The sequence below is a fragment of the Anabaena sp. PCC 7108 genome (assembly GCF_000332135.1).
Classification (GTDB): Bacteria; Cyanobacteriota; Cyanobacteriia; order Cyanobacteriales; family Nostocaceae; genus Anabaena.
In genome coordinates, this window is record NZ_KB235896.1 from 2,117,526 (window position 1) to 2,135,824 (window position 18,299).

General features: G+C 40.0%; 16 protein-coding genes, 1 tRNA gene and 1 other annotated feature. Of the genes, 10 read left to right on the forward strand and 7 right to left on the reverse strand.

Features of this window, described 5'->3' with window-relative positions; all coding sequences use genetic code 11:
- Positions 1–227: 227 nt before the first annotated feature.
- The 3 genes from ANA7108_RS0110430 to ANA7108_RS0110440 all read right to left on the reverse strand — a co-directional run bounded on the left by ANA7108_RS0110430 (position 228) and on the right by ANA7108_RS0110440 (position 3,009).
- Positions 228–1,343: a radical SAM protein gene (locus ANA7108_RS0110430; protein WP_016950731.1), complete on the reverse strand. Its 1,116-nt coding sequence runs from the start codon at positions 1,341–1,343 to the stop codon at positions 228–230.
- 357 nt (positions 1,344–1,700) lie between these two features.
- The gene (locus tag ANA7108_RS0110435; protein ID WP_016950732.1) at positions 1,701–2,033 is read right to left on the reverse strand and encodes an RNA-binding protein; all 333 of its coding nucleotides are present in this window, start codon (positions 2,031–2,033) and stop codon (positions 1,701–1,703) included.
- Between the two features lie 433 nt (positions 2,034–2,466).
- Positions 2,467–3,009 carry a phycobiliprotein lyase gene (locus ANA7108_RS0110440; protein ID WP_016950733.1) on the reverse strand — a complete coding sequence of 181 codons (543 nt, stop codon included), beginning with the start codon at positions 3,007–3,009 and terminating at the stop codon, positions 2,467–2,469.
- A gap of 588 nt (positions 3,010–3,597) precedes the next feature.
- Between ANA7108_RS0110440 and ANA7108_RS0110445 the strand changes: the two genes are divergently transcribed.
- Positions 3,598–4,983 (forward strand): efflux RND transporter periplasmic adaptor subunit, encoded by a 1,386-nt coding sequence (locus ANA7108_RS0110445; RefSeq protein WP_016950734.1) that lies wholly within the window; start codon positions 3,598–3,600, stop codon positions 4,981–4,983.
- 55 nt (positions 4,984–5,038) lie between these two features.
- A complete protein-coding gene (locus ANA7108_RS0110450; RefSeq protein WP_016950735.1) occupies positions 5,039–8,254 on the forward strand; it encodes an efflux RND transporter permease subunit in 3,216 nt (1,071 codons plus the stop codon).
- 20 nt (positions 8,255–8,274) lie between these two features.
- On the opposite strand, the gene ANA7108_RS0110455 is transcribed toward ANA7108_RS0110450, so the two are convergent.
- Positions 8,275–9,330, reverse strand: coding sequence for a glycosyltransferase family 4 protein (locus ANA7108_RS0110455; RefSeq protein ID WP_016950736.1), 1,056 nt, complete (start codon positions 9,328–9,330; stop codon positions 8,275–8,277).
- A 747-nt stretch (positions 9,331–10,077) separates the two neighbouring features.
- On the opposite strand from ANA7108_RS0110455, the gene rplS reads away from it, so the two are divergent.
- From rplS to rplL, 8 genes are all read left to right on the forward strand, one after another.
- Complete coding sequence (rplS, locus tag ANA7108_RS0110460) at positions 10,078–10,440, forward strand: 50S ribosomal protein L19 (RefSeq protein WP_016950737.1); 363 nt, start codon at positions 10,078–10,080, stop codon at positions 10,438–10,440.
- 151 nt (positions 10,441–10,591) lie between these two features.
- Positions 10,592–10,664: transfer RNA gene (locus ANA7108_RS0110465), tRNA-Trp, on the forward strand.
- Positions 10,665–10,849: 185 nt separating this feature from the next.
- Positions 10,850–11,071: a preprotein translocase subunit SecE gene (secE, locus tag ANA7108_RS0110470; protein ID WP_016950738.1), complete on the forward strand. Its 222-nt coding sequence runs from the start codon at positions 10,850–10,852 to the stop codon at positions 11,069–11,071.
- Positions 11,071–11,721, forward strand: a complete 651-nt coding sequence (gene nusG / locus ANA7108_RS0110475; RefSeq protein ID WP_016950739.1) for a transcription termination/antitermination protein NusG — start codon at positions 11,071–11,073, stop codon at positions 11,719–11,721. Before secE ends, nusG begins: the two co-directional genes overlap by 1 nt.
- A gap of 6 nt (positions 11,722–11,727) precedes the next feature.
- A complete protein-coding gene (gene rplK, locus ANA7108_RS0110480) occupies positions 11,728–12,153 on the forward strand; it encodes a 50S ribosomal protein L11 (RefSeq protein WP_016950740.1) in 426 nt (141 codons plus the stop codon).
- 109 nt (positions 12,154–12,262) lie between these two features.
- Positions 12,263–12,979, forward strand: a complete 717-nt coding sequence (gene rplA, locus ANA7108_RS0110485; protein ID WP_016950741.1) for a 50S ribosomal protein L1 — start codon at positions 12,263–12,265, stop codon at positions 12,977–12,979.
- A 42-nt stretch (positions 12,980–13,021) separates the two neighbouring features.
- Positions 13,022–13,189 (forward strand) — a sequence feature (ribosomal protein L10 leader region).
- A gap of 96 nt (positions 13,190–13,285) precedes the next feature.
- On the forward strand, positions 13,286–13,861 hold the full coding sequence (gene rplJ / locus ANA7108_RS0110490; RefSeq protein ID WP_016950742.1) for a 50S ribosomal protein L10: 576 nt from the start codon (positions 13,286–13,288) through the stop codon (positions 13,859–13,861).
- Between the two features lie 104 nt (positions 13,862–13,965).
- Positions 13,966–14,355 (forward strand): 50S ribosomal protein L7/L12, encoded by a 390-nt coding sequence (gene rplL, locus ANA7108_RS0110495; RefSeq protein ID WP_016950743.1) that lies wholly within the window; start codon positions 13,966–13,968, stop codon positions 14,353–14,355.
- A 401-nt stretch (positions 14,356–14,756) separates the two neighbouring features.
- Here rplL and ANA7108_RS0110505 read toward each other — a convergent pair whose 3' ends face one another.
- The 3 genes from ANA7108_RS0110505 to ANA7108_RS29290 form a co-directional block, all read right to left on the reverse strand.
- Entirely contained in the window at positions 14,757–16,631 is a 1,875-nt protein-coding gene (locus ANA7108_RS0110505) for a serine/threonine-protein kinase (RefSeq protein WP_016950745.1), read from the reverse strand.
- Between the two features lie 90 nt (positions 16,632–16,721).
- On the reverse strand, positions 16,722–17,333 hold the full coding sequence (locus tag ANA7108_RS29285) for a 2OG-Fe(II) oxygenase (RefSeq protein WP_016950746.1): 612 nt from the start codon (positions 17,331–17,333) through the stop codon (positions 16,722–16,724).
- Positions 17,334–17,384: 51 nt separating this feature from the next.
- Positions 17,385–18,254, reverse strand: coding sequence for a fructosamine kinase family protein (locus tag ANA7108_RS29290; RefSeq protein ID WP_016950747.1), 870 nt, complete (start codon positions 18,252–18,254; stop codon positions 17,385–17,387).
- Positions 18,255–18,299 lie beyond the last annotated feature (45 nt).

The following is an 18,299-nucleotide window of genomic DNA, read 5'->3' on the forward strand; positions in this document are numbered from 1 at the left end:
ATAATAATTTTTAATTAATTTTGGGTGCAAGCCCCCACTGAATCAAAGGTTCAGTGGTCTACAATCAGTGGTGGGTACAAGCCCCTACTGATTGCAATTTTTAATTAATAATTTTTAATTTTTAATTTGGAGCGAAGCGACTTGACCTTATAATTTAATTTTGGATTTGAGATTTGAGATGTATTTCCAAAATCCAAAATTTAAACTCTAAAATTCGGTGAAGGCTTTTACAACCGACGTAACCAGGTAGATTGTTCCCAAACTGCTTGGAGGGAAACAAGATTTTGGCGATTAAACCAATGTTTCCAAGCTGCTATCAGATTTCCCTTGGCTGCTGCTTGCACTCCATCACTAACAGCCACACCAATATGCTGCATGACGCTAGAGTCACGGTAGCAATCAATCATACAAGCCGTACAACCATCACGCACCCGTTGGGAACCATCAAACTCTGTGATATGACACATGGGTTTCTCCCAGTTGTGGCAACGATAAAGGTTAAGATGCCAGTCTAGATAAAACAATTTCCAGCCACCGAGACAGCCAAATTGCTCTGGTTCTCCCCGTAAATGACGCTGCATATCTTCAATAGATGCGGTAGGATTGACAACCGCAAAGTCGCGTTTCAGGGCTTTGACAGTTTCAAAACGCTGATTTAATTCCTCCGCAGTGTAGTTGACTAAGTCAGATTCAGCATAACCAAGATAGGATGAGCCAAGAGTGGTTAAAGGATAAGAGAAAGTGACACTGTCAAACCCTAAAGACTTCAAAAATGGTGGTAGTTGATTATAATCTTCAATCAATCTACTCATGGTGACAGAAGCTGTAGTACTGATATTGCGTCGCTGAAAATGGGTATTGGCTTCTTGAATGCGATCGCATACGCCCCTGAGTCCCCGATTTTGCTCATGTTTTTCAGCCTCTGCTGCATCAATAGAAATAATCACACTCATTAACCCAGCATCAGCTAATTCATCAATTCGTTTTGGTGTCAGCAGTGATCCATTTGTCACCAACATTGTTGCCATACCAATACTAGAAGCATGGGCAATCATCTCATTTAAATCTGGATGCGCCATTGGCTCACCACCCACATAGATGAGAAAATATACACCGTTCCGGTAAAGAATTTCCGCAGCTTGTTTTGCCTGTTCCAAGGTAACAGAATGCCGCTCATCCATTGACATCTTATCCACAGCAAAGCTACAAAAACCACAACGGGCGTTACACACACTGGTAATAGCAAATTGACAAGTCGCAGGTCCCCCATCTAACACTCCTTGTCGAGCAAGTTCCCAAAATGAGCGCCTTTTTGCTCCTAATATCTGGCTATTTTTTGGCATTTTTCTAGTGATTTAATAATTTATTGTCAATTAAAGGGTTTAAATTAATGAACTTAAACTCTCTGCACTTCTTATTTTGACCTGTCTTTTGCCTTTTCTGTTCTATTGGTAAACTTCTTTTTAGACCGTTTGTTTATGAAGATGCAATTTATCATTTGTTGTAGAGACTTTCCATCAAACGTCTCTACCAAATAAATTTGGCGTTTACATATAATTGGTATTACCTGTTACCTGCTATATTTAGCTGAGTTTGAATAAAACTTTTACATAAAAAAGCAACCCATCCCGCAGCCGGAACAGGTTACTTTTAAATTTTTTAATTCAACACTTAGCTGAATTTGGCTTATTATAATCTACTTAGTAGCGATTACGACCGCCACCGCCACCGCCGCCACCACCGTAGCCGCCGCGTCCACCACCACCACCACCGAAGGAACCACCACGGTCTTCCTTAGGCTTGGCTTTATTAACTTTCAAATCACGTCCCATCCATTCAGCACCGTCAAGAGCCTCGATGGCTGCTGTTTCTTCTGCATCTGTACCCATTTCTACGAAAGCGAAGCCGCGAACACGGCCAGTTTCCCGGTCGGTGGGAATCTGTACGCGCTTAACTGCACCATATTCTGCGAATACAGCTGTTAGAGCTTCTTGTGTAACTTCGTAAGAAAGATTGCCTACGTAAACTGACATAGATTACTTTGTATCCAAAACCATCGGGTGTAGAGATTTAGATTTTGGAGAGAAGTCTGTAAATACCAAAAGGGAAAAACCTATCAATACTAACAACACACACTGCCGCCAAATCAAGTCTCACCTTTCTATAATTACACATCAGCCCGAAATTTGGGGGAAATTTTTGTAAAATTTTTATAAAAAATTATTTCCGCTCTAGATAACCTCTCGTGACTACAGATTGCATCATTTTCATGTTAGGTAAGAAAGGCAGGGACAAAGAGGGTTTTAGCTAGTTAATTATTCTGCACATTATTGCTCAAACCTTGTTTATTCCTGTCTTCTGCCTCCTACTTTACCCTCAGGATAAATATTCACACCCACATACTTATTACAGATAAGAGTTTGAAAAAGCTGATAGCTGATTGGTGGAGCTTAAATGATGATCAGCCTAAACTTCTAATCGCTTTTCCAAATATTGACCAATCATCAACTGTTCACCAGCACGGGAAATAATACTCTGTCTGGTGCGATATTTAGTACCAATGAACTTGATTTCTTCCTCAAAAACTGAGCTATTATACTCAGTTCGCAAAGACAGGGTTTGAAAATTGGAGAAATAATATTGAGCCGTGACTGGTTTGGTTGTAGCGAAACCGCGATCACGGTACAAGACGTTTCCCAAAGCACCAAAAAGCGTACAGCCTTGAGATTCTTTTCTAGCTTTGAGTGTATCAGTACTTTGCCAACTCACTTCTGCACCACAGGTTAAAATCTCTAGATTTGCCAAATCATGTAACTGAGACAGGTTTTGCAATTCCTCGCAACCTTGTTGTAAAAACCGAATGGTGATGAGACTCTCTACCTCCTTGGTTTCTCCATGAGGCAGGGTGTAATATCGTCGTTCAGATCGCCACTGTCCTACTGAGGCTTGGAAAAATTCCGCAATCTGCTGTTCATTGGCAGTTTCGACAATTTGCAGGGATGATGTCACTCTATTACCTTCCTTAAATATATGGTCGCTGTACTCTTGACTTTGTCTGCCAATATTGCTATGAGTATAACGTCTCAAAAATCAATCTTTGTTTAATATTCTTAATATATACTCAAAAAGCATATAAATACCAGCCTTAGAGATACATTTTTAGATTCAGGAAATAGGGAAATAGAAAGAAAATCACCAATTACCTGGCTCTTTTAACCATGACTAATTTCCTATTACCCATTTCCAGAAAAATATTTATACTAATTTTATGATTTCATAGTGTGTTAGCAATTATGTACATCTGTGAGACTCATATTTGATTTTTGTGAAAGTGTCCTGCACTTAGCGCTAACAAAACTCAGTAAACATATATCCCTTCTTTACTATTTCCTTGAACCCTGAGCTATTAGGAATCAAATCAGATGAGTACAGAGAATAATTTTGACAATTTAGTTTAGAAAAAATAGTGATTTTAAATACAAAAACTGCCGAAAAAAGATTAAATATTACTTATTTTTCGGTAATTTATAGTATTTAAACTTATTGAATTATCAACAGATGTTGAACTGCAAAGACTCCCAAATAGGAGAAAAATTCATGATTTTGGATGGAAAAAAGCCGAAAAAATCGGTGAAAATACTAACGACCTTAATTACCAGCCCAGTCATGAACAACCAGACATTATTAATGATTTGTATGTTAGGACTGGCATTGCTGACAGGGAGTTGTGGTTCATCGCCAAAAGAATCAGCTGAAGCTCAATCTCAGCGGACTGGTGGAAGAGAACGCGCTAATGTGAAAACATCTGTAGATGTAGCGATCGCGCGAACAAGTCCTTTAAACGCCCCAGCAGAGTATATAGGTAACACCACAGCATTTCGGATAGTTTCAGTGCGATCGCAAGTAGAAGGGCGACTACTAGCATTAAACCTAGATGTGGGAGATACAGTCCAACGAGGACAAATCATCAGCCAGTTAGATGATGTTCTCCTCAAGACAGGATTACAGCAAGCAGAAGCAGAACTAGCATCCCGTCAATCAGAAGTCGCCAGGGCTATGACCCAGGTAAGTAATGCTAACGCCGAAGTAGAAAAAGCGCGTTTAGAAGTAGTACAAGCCAAAGCAGATTCCCAAAGACAACAAAAATTATTGAAAGAGGGCGCAATTTCCGAACAAGCTGCCCAACAAGCTCAAACCAAAGCTCAAACAGCAGTCCAAGCCCTACAAGCCACCATTGAACAAGTCAGAACAGAAAAGCAAGCAGTCGCCGCCGCCCAAGGTATAGTATTTGCCCAGCAAGCAGCAGTTTCTGGCGCTAAAGAACGCCGTTCATACTCCCGCCTAATCTCCCCCATTACTGGCATAGTCATAGAAAAAGTCACAGAACCCGGTAATCTTCTGCAACCTGGAAACGAAGTCTTAAAAATTGGCGACTTCAGTCGGATTAAAGTCGTAGTTCAAGTTTCTGAATTAGAACTAGGAAAAATTCAGGTTGGACAATCTGTACAAGTGCGATTAGATGCCTTCCCTGAGCAAACAATAATTGGTAGAGTGGCGCGGATTTCCCCATCTGCCGATCCTACAGCCCGTTTAATCCCTATAGAAGTAGTAATTCCCAACAGTGGCGGCAAAATAGGCAGTGGACTACTAGCACGAGTTAATTTTGTTACCGAGACACCACAGCGAGTAGTGGTTCCAGAAACAGCAATTAATGGCAACCAGAAAAAAAATCAGTTAGAAAACAACAATGCTAAGGTGTTTATTTTAGAAAAAACCGATGGTAAATCCAACGTCAAAGAACGCTCTGTAACTTTAGGGAAAACATCTGATGGCAAAGTAGAAATTCTCTCTGGCTTACAACCAGGAGAAAGTTATGTGCTTCGCAGTAGTAAGCCTTTAAAAGATGGTGAAACTGTGAGTTTATCAATCTTGTCAGAAAAAGAATCGAAAGCACCGCAAAGAACAAAAAGTAAGAATTTGTAAATTGTAGTTAGGAAATTTACTCTGCAAAAAGTAGTTTATTTTTCAATTTTTAAAGATGCAGCAAACAAACAATAGTAGCGGATTTAGTATTAGTGCTATTTCTATCCGCCAACACATCGGCACACTCATGCTCACCTTGGCTGTGATTGTCATGGGCGTATTTTTCATTATTCGTTTACCTGTAGATTTACTCCCATCTATTACTTATCCCCGCATTGGGGTACGGATAGAAGCCCCAGGAATTTCTCCAGAAGTAGCAGTTGATGAAGTCACCAAACGTTTAGAAGAAGCCTTTTCTGCGACTGAAGGTGTAATTCAGGTTTTTTCCCAAACCCGTGAAGGTCAAATTAGTTTGGATTTATACTTTCGACCGGGAGGAAATATTGACCAAGCCCTTAATGATGCCACAGCATCCTTTAACCGGGCTAGAAACCGATTACCAGATAATATTGGAGAAGCACGGGTATTTAAAATAGATCCTTCTCAATTACCTGTTTATGAATTTGCAATCACTTCACCCACCCTTAAAGGTGTTGATTTACGAGTTTTTGCCGAAGAAGAACTAGCCCGTGAATTGGGGGTGGTAGAGGGAGTTGCCGGCGTAAGTGTATCAGGAGGAGTGAAAGAAGAAGTCAGGGTAAATATTGATTTAGACCGCCTCCAAGCCGTTGGTGTGGGTTTGACAGATGTACTCAATGAACTCCAAAACCGCAATCAAGATATTTCCGGTGGTCGAATTTTAGGAACAAATTCAGAAGCTTTGACCCGGACTGTGGGACGCTTCCAAAGTGCTGATGAACTTAATAATCTTTCCTTTGAAGTATCCGCGCCAAATTCTGCTATCAAAAACCGTGTTTACTTGCGCGACTTTGCAGAAGTTATTGATGGGTCAGAAAAACAGCGCGTCTATGTTTTCCTCAATGGCGAAGAAGCAGTAAAAGTCAGCGTTCAAAAACAGCCTGATGCTAACACCATCAACGTTGTCGATGGCGTGAAAAAACGTCTAGCAGAACTGCAAAAAGGGGGTGTGATTCCTGTAGAAGCAAGTCTCACAGCTACCTTAGATGAATCAAAATTTATCCGTAATTCCATAGCGAATGTGACTACTTCTGGGTTAATTGGCTCAGGTTTAGCCGCGATCGCAGTTTTACTCTTTTTGGGTTCTTTACGTCAAACCTTTATTATTGTTGTCGCCATTCCCCTAGCATCTTTAACAGCAATTATCTTCATGGGTTTATTTGGCTTGTCACTTAACGTTTTTAGCTTAGGTGGTTTAGCATTAGGCGTGGGAATTGTGGTTGATAATTCCATCGTCATGTTAGAAAACATAGCTGAGGGAATTAGTCAAGTAAAAATTCGCAATCAAGATTCAAAATTATCGGCTGCATCAATTATTCAACAATCTGAAGACAGCAGCCGAGAAGTAGAATCAGCTTTAGTTGCTTCCACCAGTACTAATTTAGTTGCAGTATTGCCATTTTTATTAATTGGTGGTTTTATCTCATTACTCTTCAACGAGTTAATTCTCACCATCAGCTTTTCCGTAGCGGCTTCAATTTTAATCGCCGTTACCGTTGTTCCCATGCTGACATCGCGCTTATTAAGTCTACCCGTTTCCAGTTCCCTGAATAATTTTTGGCCATTGCGGGTATTTAATAGCCGTTTTGAAGCAGCAACAAGAGCTTATAGTAGTTTTTTAGGCGGTATATTGCGCTGGAGATTGTTGACAATTGCGATCGCTATTATTGCATTAGGTGGTGGAAGTTTGTGGATAGCTCCTCAAATTCCCCAAGAAATTCTCCCTCGCATCAATACCGGACAAGTCAACTTAATTGCCCAGTTTCCCCCCGGTATACCCTTAGAAACTAACCAAAAAGTCATGAAAGCTGTAGATGACATTCTCCGTCAACAGCCAGAAACGGAATATGTATTTTCTACAGTTGGCGGTTTTCTTTTTGGTAACAATAGCAGTGCTAACCCTCTGCGAAGTTCCAGTACTATTACCCTTAAACCAGGCTCAAATGTAGAGACTTATGTTGAACGTGTCACCAAAGAATTTAGCAAACTGAACTTAGTAGATATTCGTCTCCGTCTCACCCCTGGACAAGTGCGGGGTTTAATTCTTAACAACTCCCCTATCCGCAACGCTGATGTTGACATCATTCTCCAAGGAAATGACTCCGACACTTTAGAACAAGCCGGTCGGGAATTATTAGCAAATTTAGAACAAAAAGCCACCGCAGTCCGTTTCCGTCCTGACGCAGATGCGCGTCAACCAGAAATTCAGATATTACCCGACTGGGAAAGAGTTGCAAAAGTTGGTTTAAATACCAAAGATATCGGAGACACAATCCAGACCGCAATTGAAGGTAGTATACCCACCCAGCTACAACGCAATAACCGTTTAGTTGATGTCCGAGTACAATTAAACGAAGCTTCTGTACAATCAACTTCTCAGTTAGAGAGATTACCTCTATTTGTGGAAGGTAATCAACAAATCCGTTTAAGTGATGTAGCGAAAATTGCCGAAGCTCAAGCACCAGGAGAAATTCAACGGATTAATCAGCGTCAAGTCTTCCTCATAGCTGGTAATTTGGCAGAGGGTGCTAGTCTCAGTCAAGCCTTAGTTCAAGTTAATAAAGTTCTCGAAAGTGTAGATTTCCCAGCAGGTGTAAGTCGCTTACCCAGTGCGACAGCTGAATCTAATCAAGAACTACAAAACTCGCTACAACTCTTAGGGGGATTAGCTATCTTCTTAGTCTTTGTAGTTATGGCTGTACAATACAATTCCCTCGTAGACCCTTTGGTAATTTTGTTTACTATTCCTCTGGCATTAGCTGGGGGTATTTTTGGGTTGTATATTACTGAAACTGCCATTGGCGCAACAGTAGTTGTCGGTGCGGTCTTGTTAGTAGGTATTGTGGTTAACAACGCCATTATTATGGTGGAACTAGCTAATCAACTTCGGGAACGAGAACACATTGACCGCAAAACCGCAATTTTAAAAGCCGCACCCCAGCGTTTACGACCTATTTTGATGACAACCATTACCACTGTTTTAGGTATGTTCCCTCTCGCATTGGGAATTGGAGAAGGTTCAGAATTTCTCCAACCATTGGGTGTGGTCGTATTTTCTGGTTTGTCTTTAGCAACGCTGCTAACGCTGTTTATAATTCCCTGTTTTTATACTCTGCTACATGATTTAATCGGTGGACGTTGGGCAAAACCTGTAGTTATCAGATTGCGAATTTGGAAGAAAAAATATCAGTAGGGGCTTATTGCAATACGTGCTTACACCAATTCTCTATACACTGCTAATGTTTCCTCATGAACACGAGCAATATTCAGCCAATCGAGGTTTTGCTTTGCTCTATATTTCCACTCTTGAAGTGTATCTGGTTTACTCAATAATTTGACTAATTCTCCAGCTAAGGCTTGACTATCTTTAGCTGGTACTAAAATTCCAGCTTCTCCATTGTCCAATGCTTCTGGGATGCCATCTACCTCTGTAGCAACAATAGCTACCCCTGCTTCTCTAGCTTCTGAAAGTACTAGAGGACAAGGATCTCGGTGAGAAGCCAAAACAAAAATATCACAAGCCAGGAGATAACATTGCGGTTCCGGTTGAAATCCTTCAAAATGGATACGATTGCTGACAGAAGTTGCTTGGGCTTGGGCTGCAAACATCTCTCTATCTGGACCATTTCCCACTAGATAAAGATGTCCTTCGGGAAACTCTGGGGCAATTTGCTCAAAAGCAGCAATTAACTCGGTGATACCTTTCCTTGTATACATTCCCGCTACCGTTGCGATCGCAGGACGTTGTAAATTTAAAGGTTGATAATCTGATATTTTTCGAGTCCGAGGACTTCCCAAAGTCCCATTACGTACTACCCGTAATTTATTTTCAGGAATACCACGTTGCACCATTGAAGTTTTCACAGCTTGACTAACAGCAATGACTCTATCTGCTAAACCCATTAATAAGCTAGAACGTTGAAATTCATTATGTACTGTGGAAATTAAAGCATATCTATTTTTTAGTCTTAAGATACTTGCTAAAACTATCCCAGTCATCATATGAGCATGAACAATATCGGGCTGAAACTGTTGTACAATTTTCCGATAAGCTACTGCTGCTTTAATAATATTGTTCGGGTTCCGACTTTGGTCTATTTCGTAGTGTTTGACACCAAATTTGTATAATAATGTTTCATACTCTCCCCCACCAGAAATTACAGCTACATCATGACCATTTTTTGCTTGTAAACAGGCAATGTCTACAGCTACATTGACGATGCCATTACCGATTTCTTGAACATGATTCAATATGTGGATGATTCGCATTATTTTGGAAATTGATGTTGAAAATTTACAATTAAGTAGAAAGGCACAAATAAAGATAACTATGTAATTAAATATGCATTAATAATTGATGCAGGAAAATGTCCCCCCATAATTTTAGGGAGAATCAAACTACAAATTGGTACGTAATTTATTACAGATGCTTATCTGACTAAATAAGAACAATACAAAAGAAAATAATCATCCTTATTTTCTACTAATTTCTATGTTCTTCACCAGTTTTATGATATTACAATCTATATTTCTGCTCGATGATATACAGCCTGATTTTATTTTTTATATTTTTATAAATGTAATTGAACTCAACCCAAGATTCTCTGATACTGCCAACTGTAAAAACTATTTCATGGCAATAATAGAAAAACGTTTATGTATCTTGCGGACGGAGATTGCTACAGCTTGATAGTGTGGGTTAAGCGCACAAAATAAGATGATAAATATCAAGATTTGCTCCTGTTGCTTTGTAAATCACTATTTACAAAAATGGAAAAATGCGCTAAAATCTGCTGAATTGCATTTTTTAATGAATAAGTATATTCTGAGTGCGATTAAGAGAAGCCTTGGAAAGTCATAAAAATTACCAAAATACCTGTCCTTCCCACAAGAAGATACATTGTTCGGCATTTTCAACAGCAACCAACATTAATAATCTGAAATAGCTGGACTGTCAGGCAGTTATGGATTTATGATTAGTGATCGTGAGTTTTTTTCGGAAAATTTGGAGAAACTATGAACGCTCAAGAGATTATTCGCTCAATTGAAGCGGAACAAATAAAATCTGATTTGCCCCAAATTTATGTGGGTGACACAGTAAAGGTAGGAGTAAAAATTAAAGAAGGCGAGAAGTACCGCGTTCAACCTTACGAAGGAGTGGTAATCGCTAGACGTAATGGCGGAATTAATGAAACTATTACCGTCCGTAAAGTTTTTCAAGGTGTCGGTGTTGAGCGCGTATTCTTGTTACACTCTCCCCGGATTGACAGTATAAAAGTATTGCGACGTGGTAAAGTAAGACGCGCTAAACTATATTATCTGCGCGATCGCGTCGGTAAAGCTACCCGGATTAAACAAAGGTTTGACCGCTCTTTGTGATTCAACCCGCCCAAGCGAGGAGAGAAATCTCAGCCTCCAAGCGGCATCTGCCGCTAACTTGCTTTTTAAACAAAATTAAGTTACAATCAGAGTCGAAATTGCGTTAGAATAAAAAAAGTTCAGCGCAATGACCGGAACAAAGACAGCTTGTGCGCTCTTAGTTCAGTTGGTAGAACGCAGGTCTCCAAAACCTGATGTCGGGGGTTCAAGTCCTCCAGGGCGCGCTTAAAAGCAAAAAATACTGCCCGAAACGAAAACGCATCTGCTACAATTGCATTTAGCGTTGAATATTTCGGGTATATTTATTTTTGCTTGCAGCTTATTTGTTTCCATTAAATAGGGTCGAAGCTGTAAACCTTGACGAAAACTAGCAAGGTGTGGCTATCTAAGAAATGGGGGGATAACGACCTTGGCCAAAAAAAATGAAGCAGAAATGCCAGAAACAAGCAATGGGTTTAGCTTAAACAATTTCTTCCAAGGAACAAAAGAAGAACTTGAGAAAGTAGTTTGGCCTAGTCGGCAGCAACTGGTGAGCGAATCAGCAGCTGTATTGTTAATGGTGACACTCTCCGCATCTTTGATATATTTGGTCGATGGATTGTTTGCGTGGGCAGCAAAACAGGTATTCTGATGACTTCTGCAACAGACGAACCACGGGATACGTTGCAGTCAGAGGAAGCACTAGAAACAGCGCTCAAGGAAGCACGCTGGTATGCAGTGCAAGTAGCCTCAGGCTGTGAGAAGCGCGTGAAAACAAATTTAGAGCAGCGCATCCAAACCTTTGATGTCGCTGACAAAATCATCCAAGTGGAAATTCCACATACGCCAGCGGTAAAAATCCGTAAAGATGGTAGCCGCCAGCATACAGAAGAAAAGGTTTTTCCTGGTTATGTGCTAGTGCGGTTAATTTTAGATCCGGCAACTAAGCAAATTCCCGATGATACATGGCAGGTGGTACGAAACACCTCTCACGTAATTAATTTTGTGGGAGCAGAGCAAAAACGTGGCACCGGCAAGGGTCGTGGTCACGTTAAACCAGTACCACTGAGCAATTCAGAAGTAGAACGTATATTCAAACAAACCAGTGAACAAGAGCCATTAGTCAAAATTGACATGGCAACAGGTGATAAGATCATTGTACTTTCTGGTCCATTTAAGGACTTTGAAGGCGAGGTGATTGAAGTTTCGCCAGAACGAAGTAAGCTAAAAGCTCTACTCTCGATTTTCGGACGAGATACACCAGTAGAATTGGAATTTAATCAGGTAGAAAAACAGAGCTAAATCCAAATGGCGAAGAAAGTAGTAGCGGTCATTAAACTGGCCCTGAATGCTGGAAAAGCCAACCCAGCACCGCCAGTAGGCCCAGCATTGGGTCAGCATGGCGTTAACATCATGATGTTCTGCAAAGAGTACAATGCCAAAACAGCAGACCAAGCTGGGATGGTAATACCTGTAGAAATTTCGGTTTTTGAAGACCGGAGTTTTACATTTGTACTCAAAACACCTCCAGCATCAGTATTAATTCGCAAGGCAGCGAAAATCGAGCGTGGATCTAATGAACCCAATAAAAAGAAAGTTGGGAGCATTACTAGAGCGCAGTTGAGAGAAATTGCTCAAACCAAACTTCCTGATCTTAATGCCAATGATATCGATGCGGCAATGAATATTGTGGAAGGAACCGCCAAGAACATGGGCGTAACGGTAGCAGACTAATTTTAAATTTGGCATTGTAGAGTTAAACACTCAGCTTCAATCCAAAATCTAAAATCCAAAATTTAATTGGGGGAGAAGCGTAACTTCGATATCACCCCAGGAGCAAAAAATGGGAAAGAAAATATCACGCCGATTAGAGGCGTTACAAGACAAAGTAGAAGACAGGGATTATACACCTGTAGAGGCTTTAGCTCTGTTAAAAGAGACAGCAACAGCTAAATTCGCCGAAGCCGCAGAAGCACATATCCGGCTAGGAATTGACCCGAAATATACAGACCAGCAACTGCGGACAACAGTAGCACTGCCTAAGGGTACTGGACAAATCGTCCGGGTAGCAGTGATTGCTAGAGGTGAAAAAGTCAACGAAGCTACAAATGCTGGTGCTGATATTGCAGGTTCAGAAGAATTAATTGACGAAATCCAAAAAGGGCGGATGGATTTTGACAAGCTGATTGCTACACCAGATGTAATGCCACAAGTAGCAAAGCTTGGTAAGTTGTTAGGTCCCCGTGGTTTGATGCCCTCACCCAAAGGTGGAACCGTAACATTTGACATAGCAAATGCGATCGCTGAATTCAAAGCTGGTAAATTAGAATTCCGTGCTGATCGAACTGGGATTGTCCATGTTATGTTTGGTAAGGCATCCTTTGCCCCTGAAGATTTGTTAGTCAACCTCAAAGCGTTGCAAGAGACAATTGACCGTAACCGTCCTTCAGGAGCCAAAGGTCGTTATTGGCGTACTTTTTACGTCTCTGCCACTATGGGTCCATCGATTAAAATCGATATCAGCGCCCTACGAGATTTAAAACTGAACGAATCAGCTTAATTGGAACATGGGTAATAGTTGAAATACCAATTACCAATTACCAAAATTTAATAGGCAAAGCCGGAGACAGCAGGTGCTAATAACTTAATATCCTGCCTAGGTTGATGCTTTGATTGCCTGAAATTTTATCAACATATGTATGATAACTGCGGCATTAAAAGTACTACTGTGAAACCCCGGCTAAGATAGTTGGGGTTAATTGTTTTCGGTTAGTCAGTAAACAGTAAACAGTAAACAGTGAACAGTAAATAGTAATAACTGATAACTGATAACTGATAAAATTTTGCCCTTGGAGGTGAAAAAAGTATGGGTCGAACGTTAGAAAACAAAAAAGAGATTGTCGCTGATCTCAAAGAGACTTTGAGTGAATCAACTTTAGCACTGGTAATTGATTATCAGGGTTTAACAGTTGCGGAAATCACTGACTTAAGGCGGCGTTTACGTCCTAGTGGCACAGTTTGTAAGGTGACTAAAAACACCTTTATGGGCATTGCCATTCAAGATCAAGAAAAATGGCAGCCACTGTCGGAACTACTCAAAGGTTCTTCCGCTTTTTTGCTAGTCAAAGAAGATTTCTCATCTGCAATTAAGACTTACCAAGAGTTCCAAAAAGTTACCAAGAAGACAGAACTTCGTGGTGGCGTTATGGACGGTCGCTTGCTGAAAGAAACTGATGTCAAGGCTTTAGGAGACTTGCCATCTAAGGAACAACTCATGGCACAAATTGCTGGAGCTATCAACGCTTTGGCTACCAAAGTGGCTGTGGGTATCAACGAAGTTCCCAGTTCTTTGGCTCGTGCTTTACAGGCTGTGGCTGAGAAAGAAGAAAGTGGTGCTACTGAAAGTGCTGCCGAAAGTACTACTGAAAGTGCTGCTGAGTAAAATACTTCATTAGTTGATAGATCATGGTCAAGAGTAATAACTAATGACCAATGACTTATTACTAATGACTAAATAACTAATCAAACATTACAGGAGTTATATCAATGTCTGCTGCAACCGAACAAATTTTAGAACAATTGAAATCCTTGACTTTACTAGAAGCTTCTGAACTAGTTAAGCAAATTGAAGAAGCTTTTGGAGTAAGTGCTGCTCCAGCTGCTGGTGGTATGATGATGATGGCTGCTCCCGGTGGTGCTGCTGCTGAAGTAGCAGAAGAAAAAACCGAATTTGATGCAGTTCTGGAATCAGTTCCAGCTGATAAGAAGATTGCTGTCCTCAAGATTGTCCGTGAAATCACAGGTTTGGGTCTGAAAGAAGCTAAAGACTTAGTAGAAGCTGCTCCCAAGCCAGTTAAGGAAGCTGTAGCTAAAGAAGCTGCTGAAGATATCAAGAAGCGTATCGAAGAAGCTGGCGGTAAAGTAACAATTAAGTAATTCATATTTGATTACTTTTTGTTGATGAAGGAGTCTAACTTTAGACTCCTTTTTTATTTTTTGTTTTCTGCTTAAACGCAAGACTGCAAAGTTTTGAATTTTGGTTTTGAATTTTGTTAGTGAAGTCCTCTGTTTGCGTAAGTAGGTAAACAGAAAAATTTAAAGGTATGTGAAGAAAAGTAAATAGGGCTGAAACCCTCTTTCCCCCTGCTCCCTGCCTTACCCCAACGACAATTTTTAACGGACACCTGACTTGAAAATAAGACCCCACCCCTAACCCCTCCCCGCTGTTTCGTGGAGGGGAATAAGAAGTTCTTTTTCATGTGTTCTGGTGTACACAGTTCATGATGGCTACTTAGTATCTCCGAAAAAATAAGAGGAATTTTGAATTATTTAGTTATTTAACATTCTTTAGCACTGGCAGGACTGACAAAATCATGTAATTCTTCATCCCAAATGCTAATGTAAATAAAATCACAACTTTGCCGCACAATTTGACCTTTAACAGCACCTTGGGTAAATGTAAAGTTATCTAATTGACGCTGTTGAATTTGTTGCAGTCCTTGTTTAATTTCTGCTGTGGCTTGTCCATTTAATAAACTATTTAAGGTTGTTTGCATAACTTGATTATCTACAGATGAGGCAAAAGCTACTTCAGTTTGCCGCAGTCTACCTGTATCACGGTCAAATAAGTAGCCTAAATCAATTTGCTTAGGTACGACTTTATAAGTAACAGCACGAGTATTACCCCATACTCCCCTTAAATCTTTATTTTTGCCAAGAGTCGCTTCTACAGTGCTTCTTGATGTACCTGTAGGAAATGCTGGTACATTAAATCTAGTTTGATTTGAACTTAATGTATCAGATAAGTTATTTTCGTTTTCTGCGCTGTTTTCTTTTTTTTTACCCTTGTCTTGCTGTTGAGGTTTTTTATCTTTGTCTGAATCTTCAACTACTTTTGGTGTAGTTTCTCGTGGCTGTGTTTCTGGTTCAAATGTAGGTATATTGATGGGAGTAGAATTGCTGGGAGTTATGGCTTCATTTCTAATTGGTGGTGTAAATATTTGCGGAGAGTTATTCTCTGATGAAGGATTAGAATTAACTGGTTGAGTTTGCTGTTGATCAGAGATAGTTGGTTGAGTTTGTGGTGTTGCTGGAGAATTTGTTGGCGTTGCCGACGTGCTATTGTCTCTGGTGATAGAGGAGTTTGTAGGTAGTGAGTTTGTATTTTGTGGGGGACGGATCAAACTAGAAATTGCCACTGCACCAATTAAACTACCAGCAACCAGGCTACCAATAATAACGGCTGGTTTTTGTTGTTTTATGGGATTGGGAATTTCTCTAATAACTGGATTTGTAGCAGATGACAACACATGAGGAGGACTAAGGCTAATGGTGGCAATATTAGCCTGGGAAGCCGGGGAAGATGTGTAAGTTTTATTATTAAGACTATGAGCAGATTTTAAAGCATAGAGCATTTTACTAGCAGTGCTATAGCGATCGCTCGGACGTGGTTCAATTGCTTGAGTGAGTATCTTCACCATTTCTGGGGATATACCAGCAGCGTATTGTTGCCACAGTATTTGCCCCGTCTGCGGGTGAGTTTCTAATTCTTGAGGTTGTTTACCTGTGAGTAGATAAATCGCCGTCAAGGCTAAACTATAGATATCTGTAGCATAAACTGGACGACCAATAGCTTGCTCACTGGGCATATAGCCTGGTGTACCTATGACTAGAGATTGCAGGGGCTGTCCTGAAGGATTGATAACTGTACGGATGGTTTCTTTAACTGCACCGAAATCAATTAAAACTGGTTTATTATCGTGAGAGCGAAGGATGATATTGTCTGGTTTTATATCTCGATGAATAATGCCTTTGCTGTGAACATAATCTAAAACTGACAGCAAACTTAAAAGAATTTCCCGAACAGTTGTTTCAGCTATATATCCTTTAGCTTCAACCATTTGCGTTAGCGTTTGACCTTGAATCCATTCTTGAACTAGATAAAATTGACCATTTTCAGGAAAATAAGCGTAGAGTTTAGGAATTTGGTCACTAGCTTCACCTAGATGTTCCAAGGTAGCAGCTTCTCGTTTAAACCTGTCTTGAATTATCTGATAAGTTTGTGGATCATTGCTAATCGGTTTGAGTTGCTTAATCACACAGCGACGAAGAGAAGGCATATGGGTATCTTCTGCTAGAAAGGTTTCACCAAACCCACCAGCACCGAGTACCTGAATAACTTGATAGCGATTGTTTAGCAGTGTTTGTGTCATGCTCGGTTAGATGCGATATCCGATTCAAATGTATATCAGATACTTTGACGATGTAGCGGTAAGATGTATCCCTCTTTAGGATGATGAGTCCTACTTTCGTTTTTTGTTTGTAGATTGACTAGCCCTTGATTCTAAGGTAAATTCTGGGATTTCCTCAAGTTCATGTTCACTTAAATTATACTGTTCACAAACCAAACTTAAGCGATTACCAGGAGTTTTCACTGCATTCACAGAATGAGTTAAATCACCTTGAAAGTATACCAGTGTATTGCTTTGAGGTTTAATTTGCCCAACTTGGCGTTTAGGGGATTTTAGCACCAATTCTCCCCCATCCATGTTTTCTGGTACACGCACATAGAGAACACTAACAAGGCTTGGTGGTTCAATGGTTTTGCAGTAAGAACGCAAAGAACGATCTATGTGCGGATCAACACGAGAACCTTCTTTTAGCAGCAAAGGATTGAGATAAAAAGCATTACAGTTAGGCTGAATTGCTAAATCTAAATAAGGTTTAAAAAAAGGAAACTTTTCTGCAACTGTTTTTAAACCTTGACGCTGAAATACCACAGAAAAGCCTTTGGTGTTGATAAAATCTCGGTTGAGATTGTTAATAGAAAAATAAGGACTAGCTTGGATTTCTCCCCACAAATCATTCAGGTAATTATTAGGTAAAACGCTTGTTTGTAGTTGATAGTATTTCACGATGAATAGAAAAAGATATTTCAGTATTTAGTCAAATCAATAAACTTGTTATTAACCACGCAAAATTCGCTTAATCATCTGGTTTGCTTGAGAAGCATAACCACCACCAAACAAATTAAAATGATTTAAAACGTGATAAAGATTATAAATAGTTTTTCGAGTTTCGTATCCTGAATTTAGGGGAAATACCTCTTTATAACCTTGATAAAAAGTTGGTGGAAAACCACCAAAAAGTTCTGTCATTGCTATATCAACTTCTCGATCACCATAATAAGTTGCCGGATCAAAAATTACTGGTTCACCATCAACAGTACAACCTGCATTTCCTCCCCATAAATCACCATGTACTAAAGATGGTTGGAGATGATGATCTGCCAATAATTCGGGGATAGTAGCTAATAACTGATCTTGCAAGGGGAAACTTCCACCGCGTTGCTTGGCTAACTGAAATTGATAACCTAAGCGATATTGAGTATAAAATTCTGCCCAATCATCAGTCCAAGTATTAATTTGTGGTGTTGAACCAATAGTATTATTCATATCCCAGCCAAAACCATTTTGACTGGTAACTTTGTGCATTGCTGCTAATTTACGCCCCATTTCTTGCCAAGATTTGCTGTCACTATCTACCATTTCTAGCCATTCCAGCACAATATAACTAAAATTATTAGCAGTTCCCCAACACAAAGGTTGAGGAACAAGGATCGTATTCGTGTTATGTATTTGCTGTAAACCCAGCATTTCAGCTTCAAACATCCTAACTTGGGATGCTTGGTTAAGCTTCACAAAGTAAGTCAGCTGATCATCACTCACAGCATAACCTTGATTAATACACCCACCACTTACGGATAAATGTTGCTGAGTTTGAAATTTTTGGCCAGTTACTTGGCTAATATGAGTATCAATTTCTTGCCAAATCATAGTTTGTTAGGGAGGCGAATTAAAACTCGCCCTTACTTGTCAGTT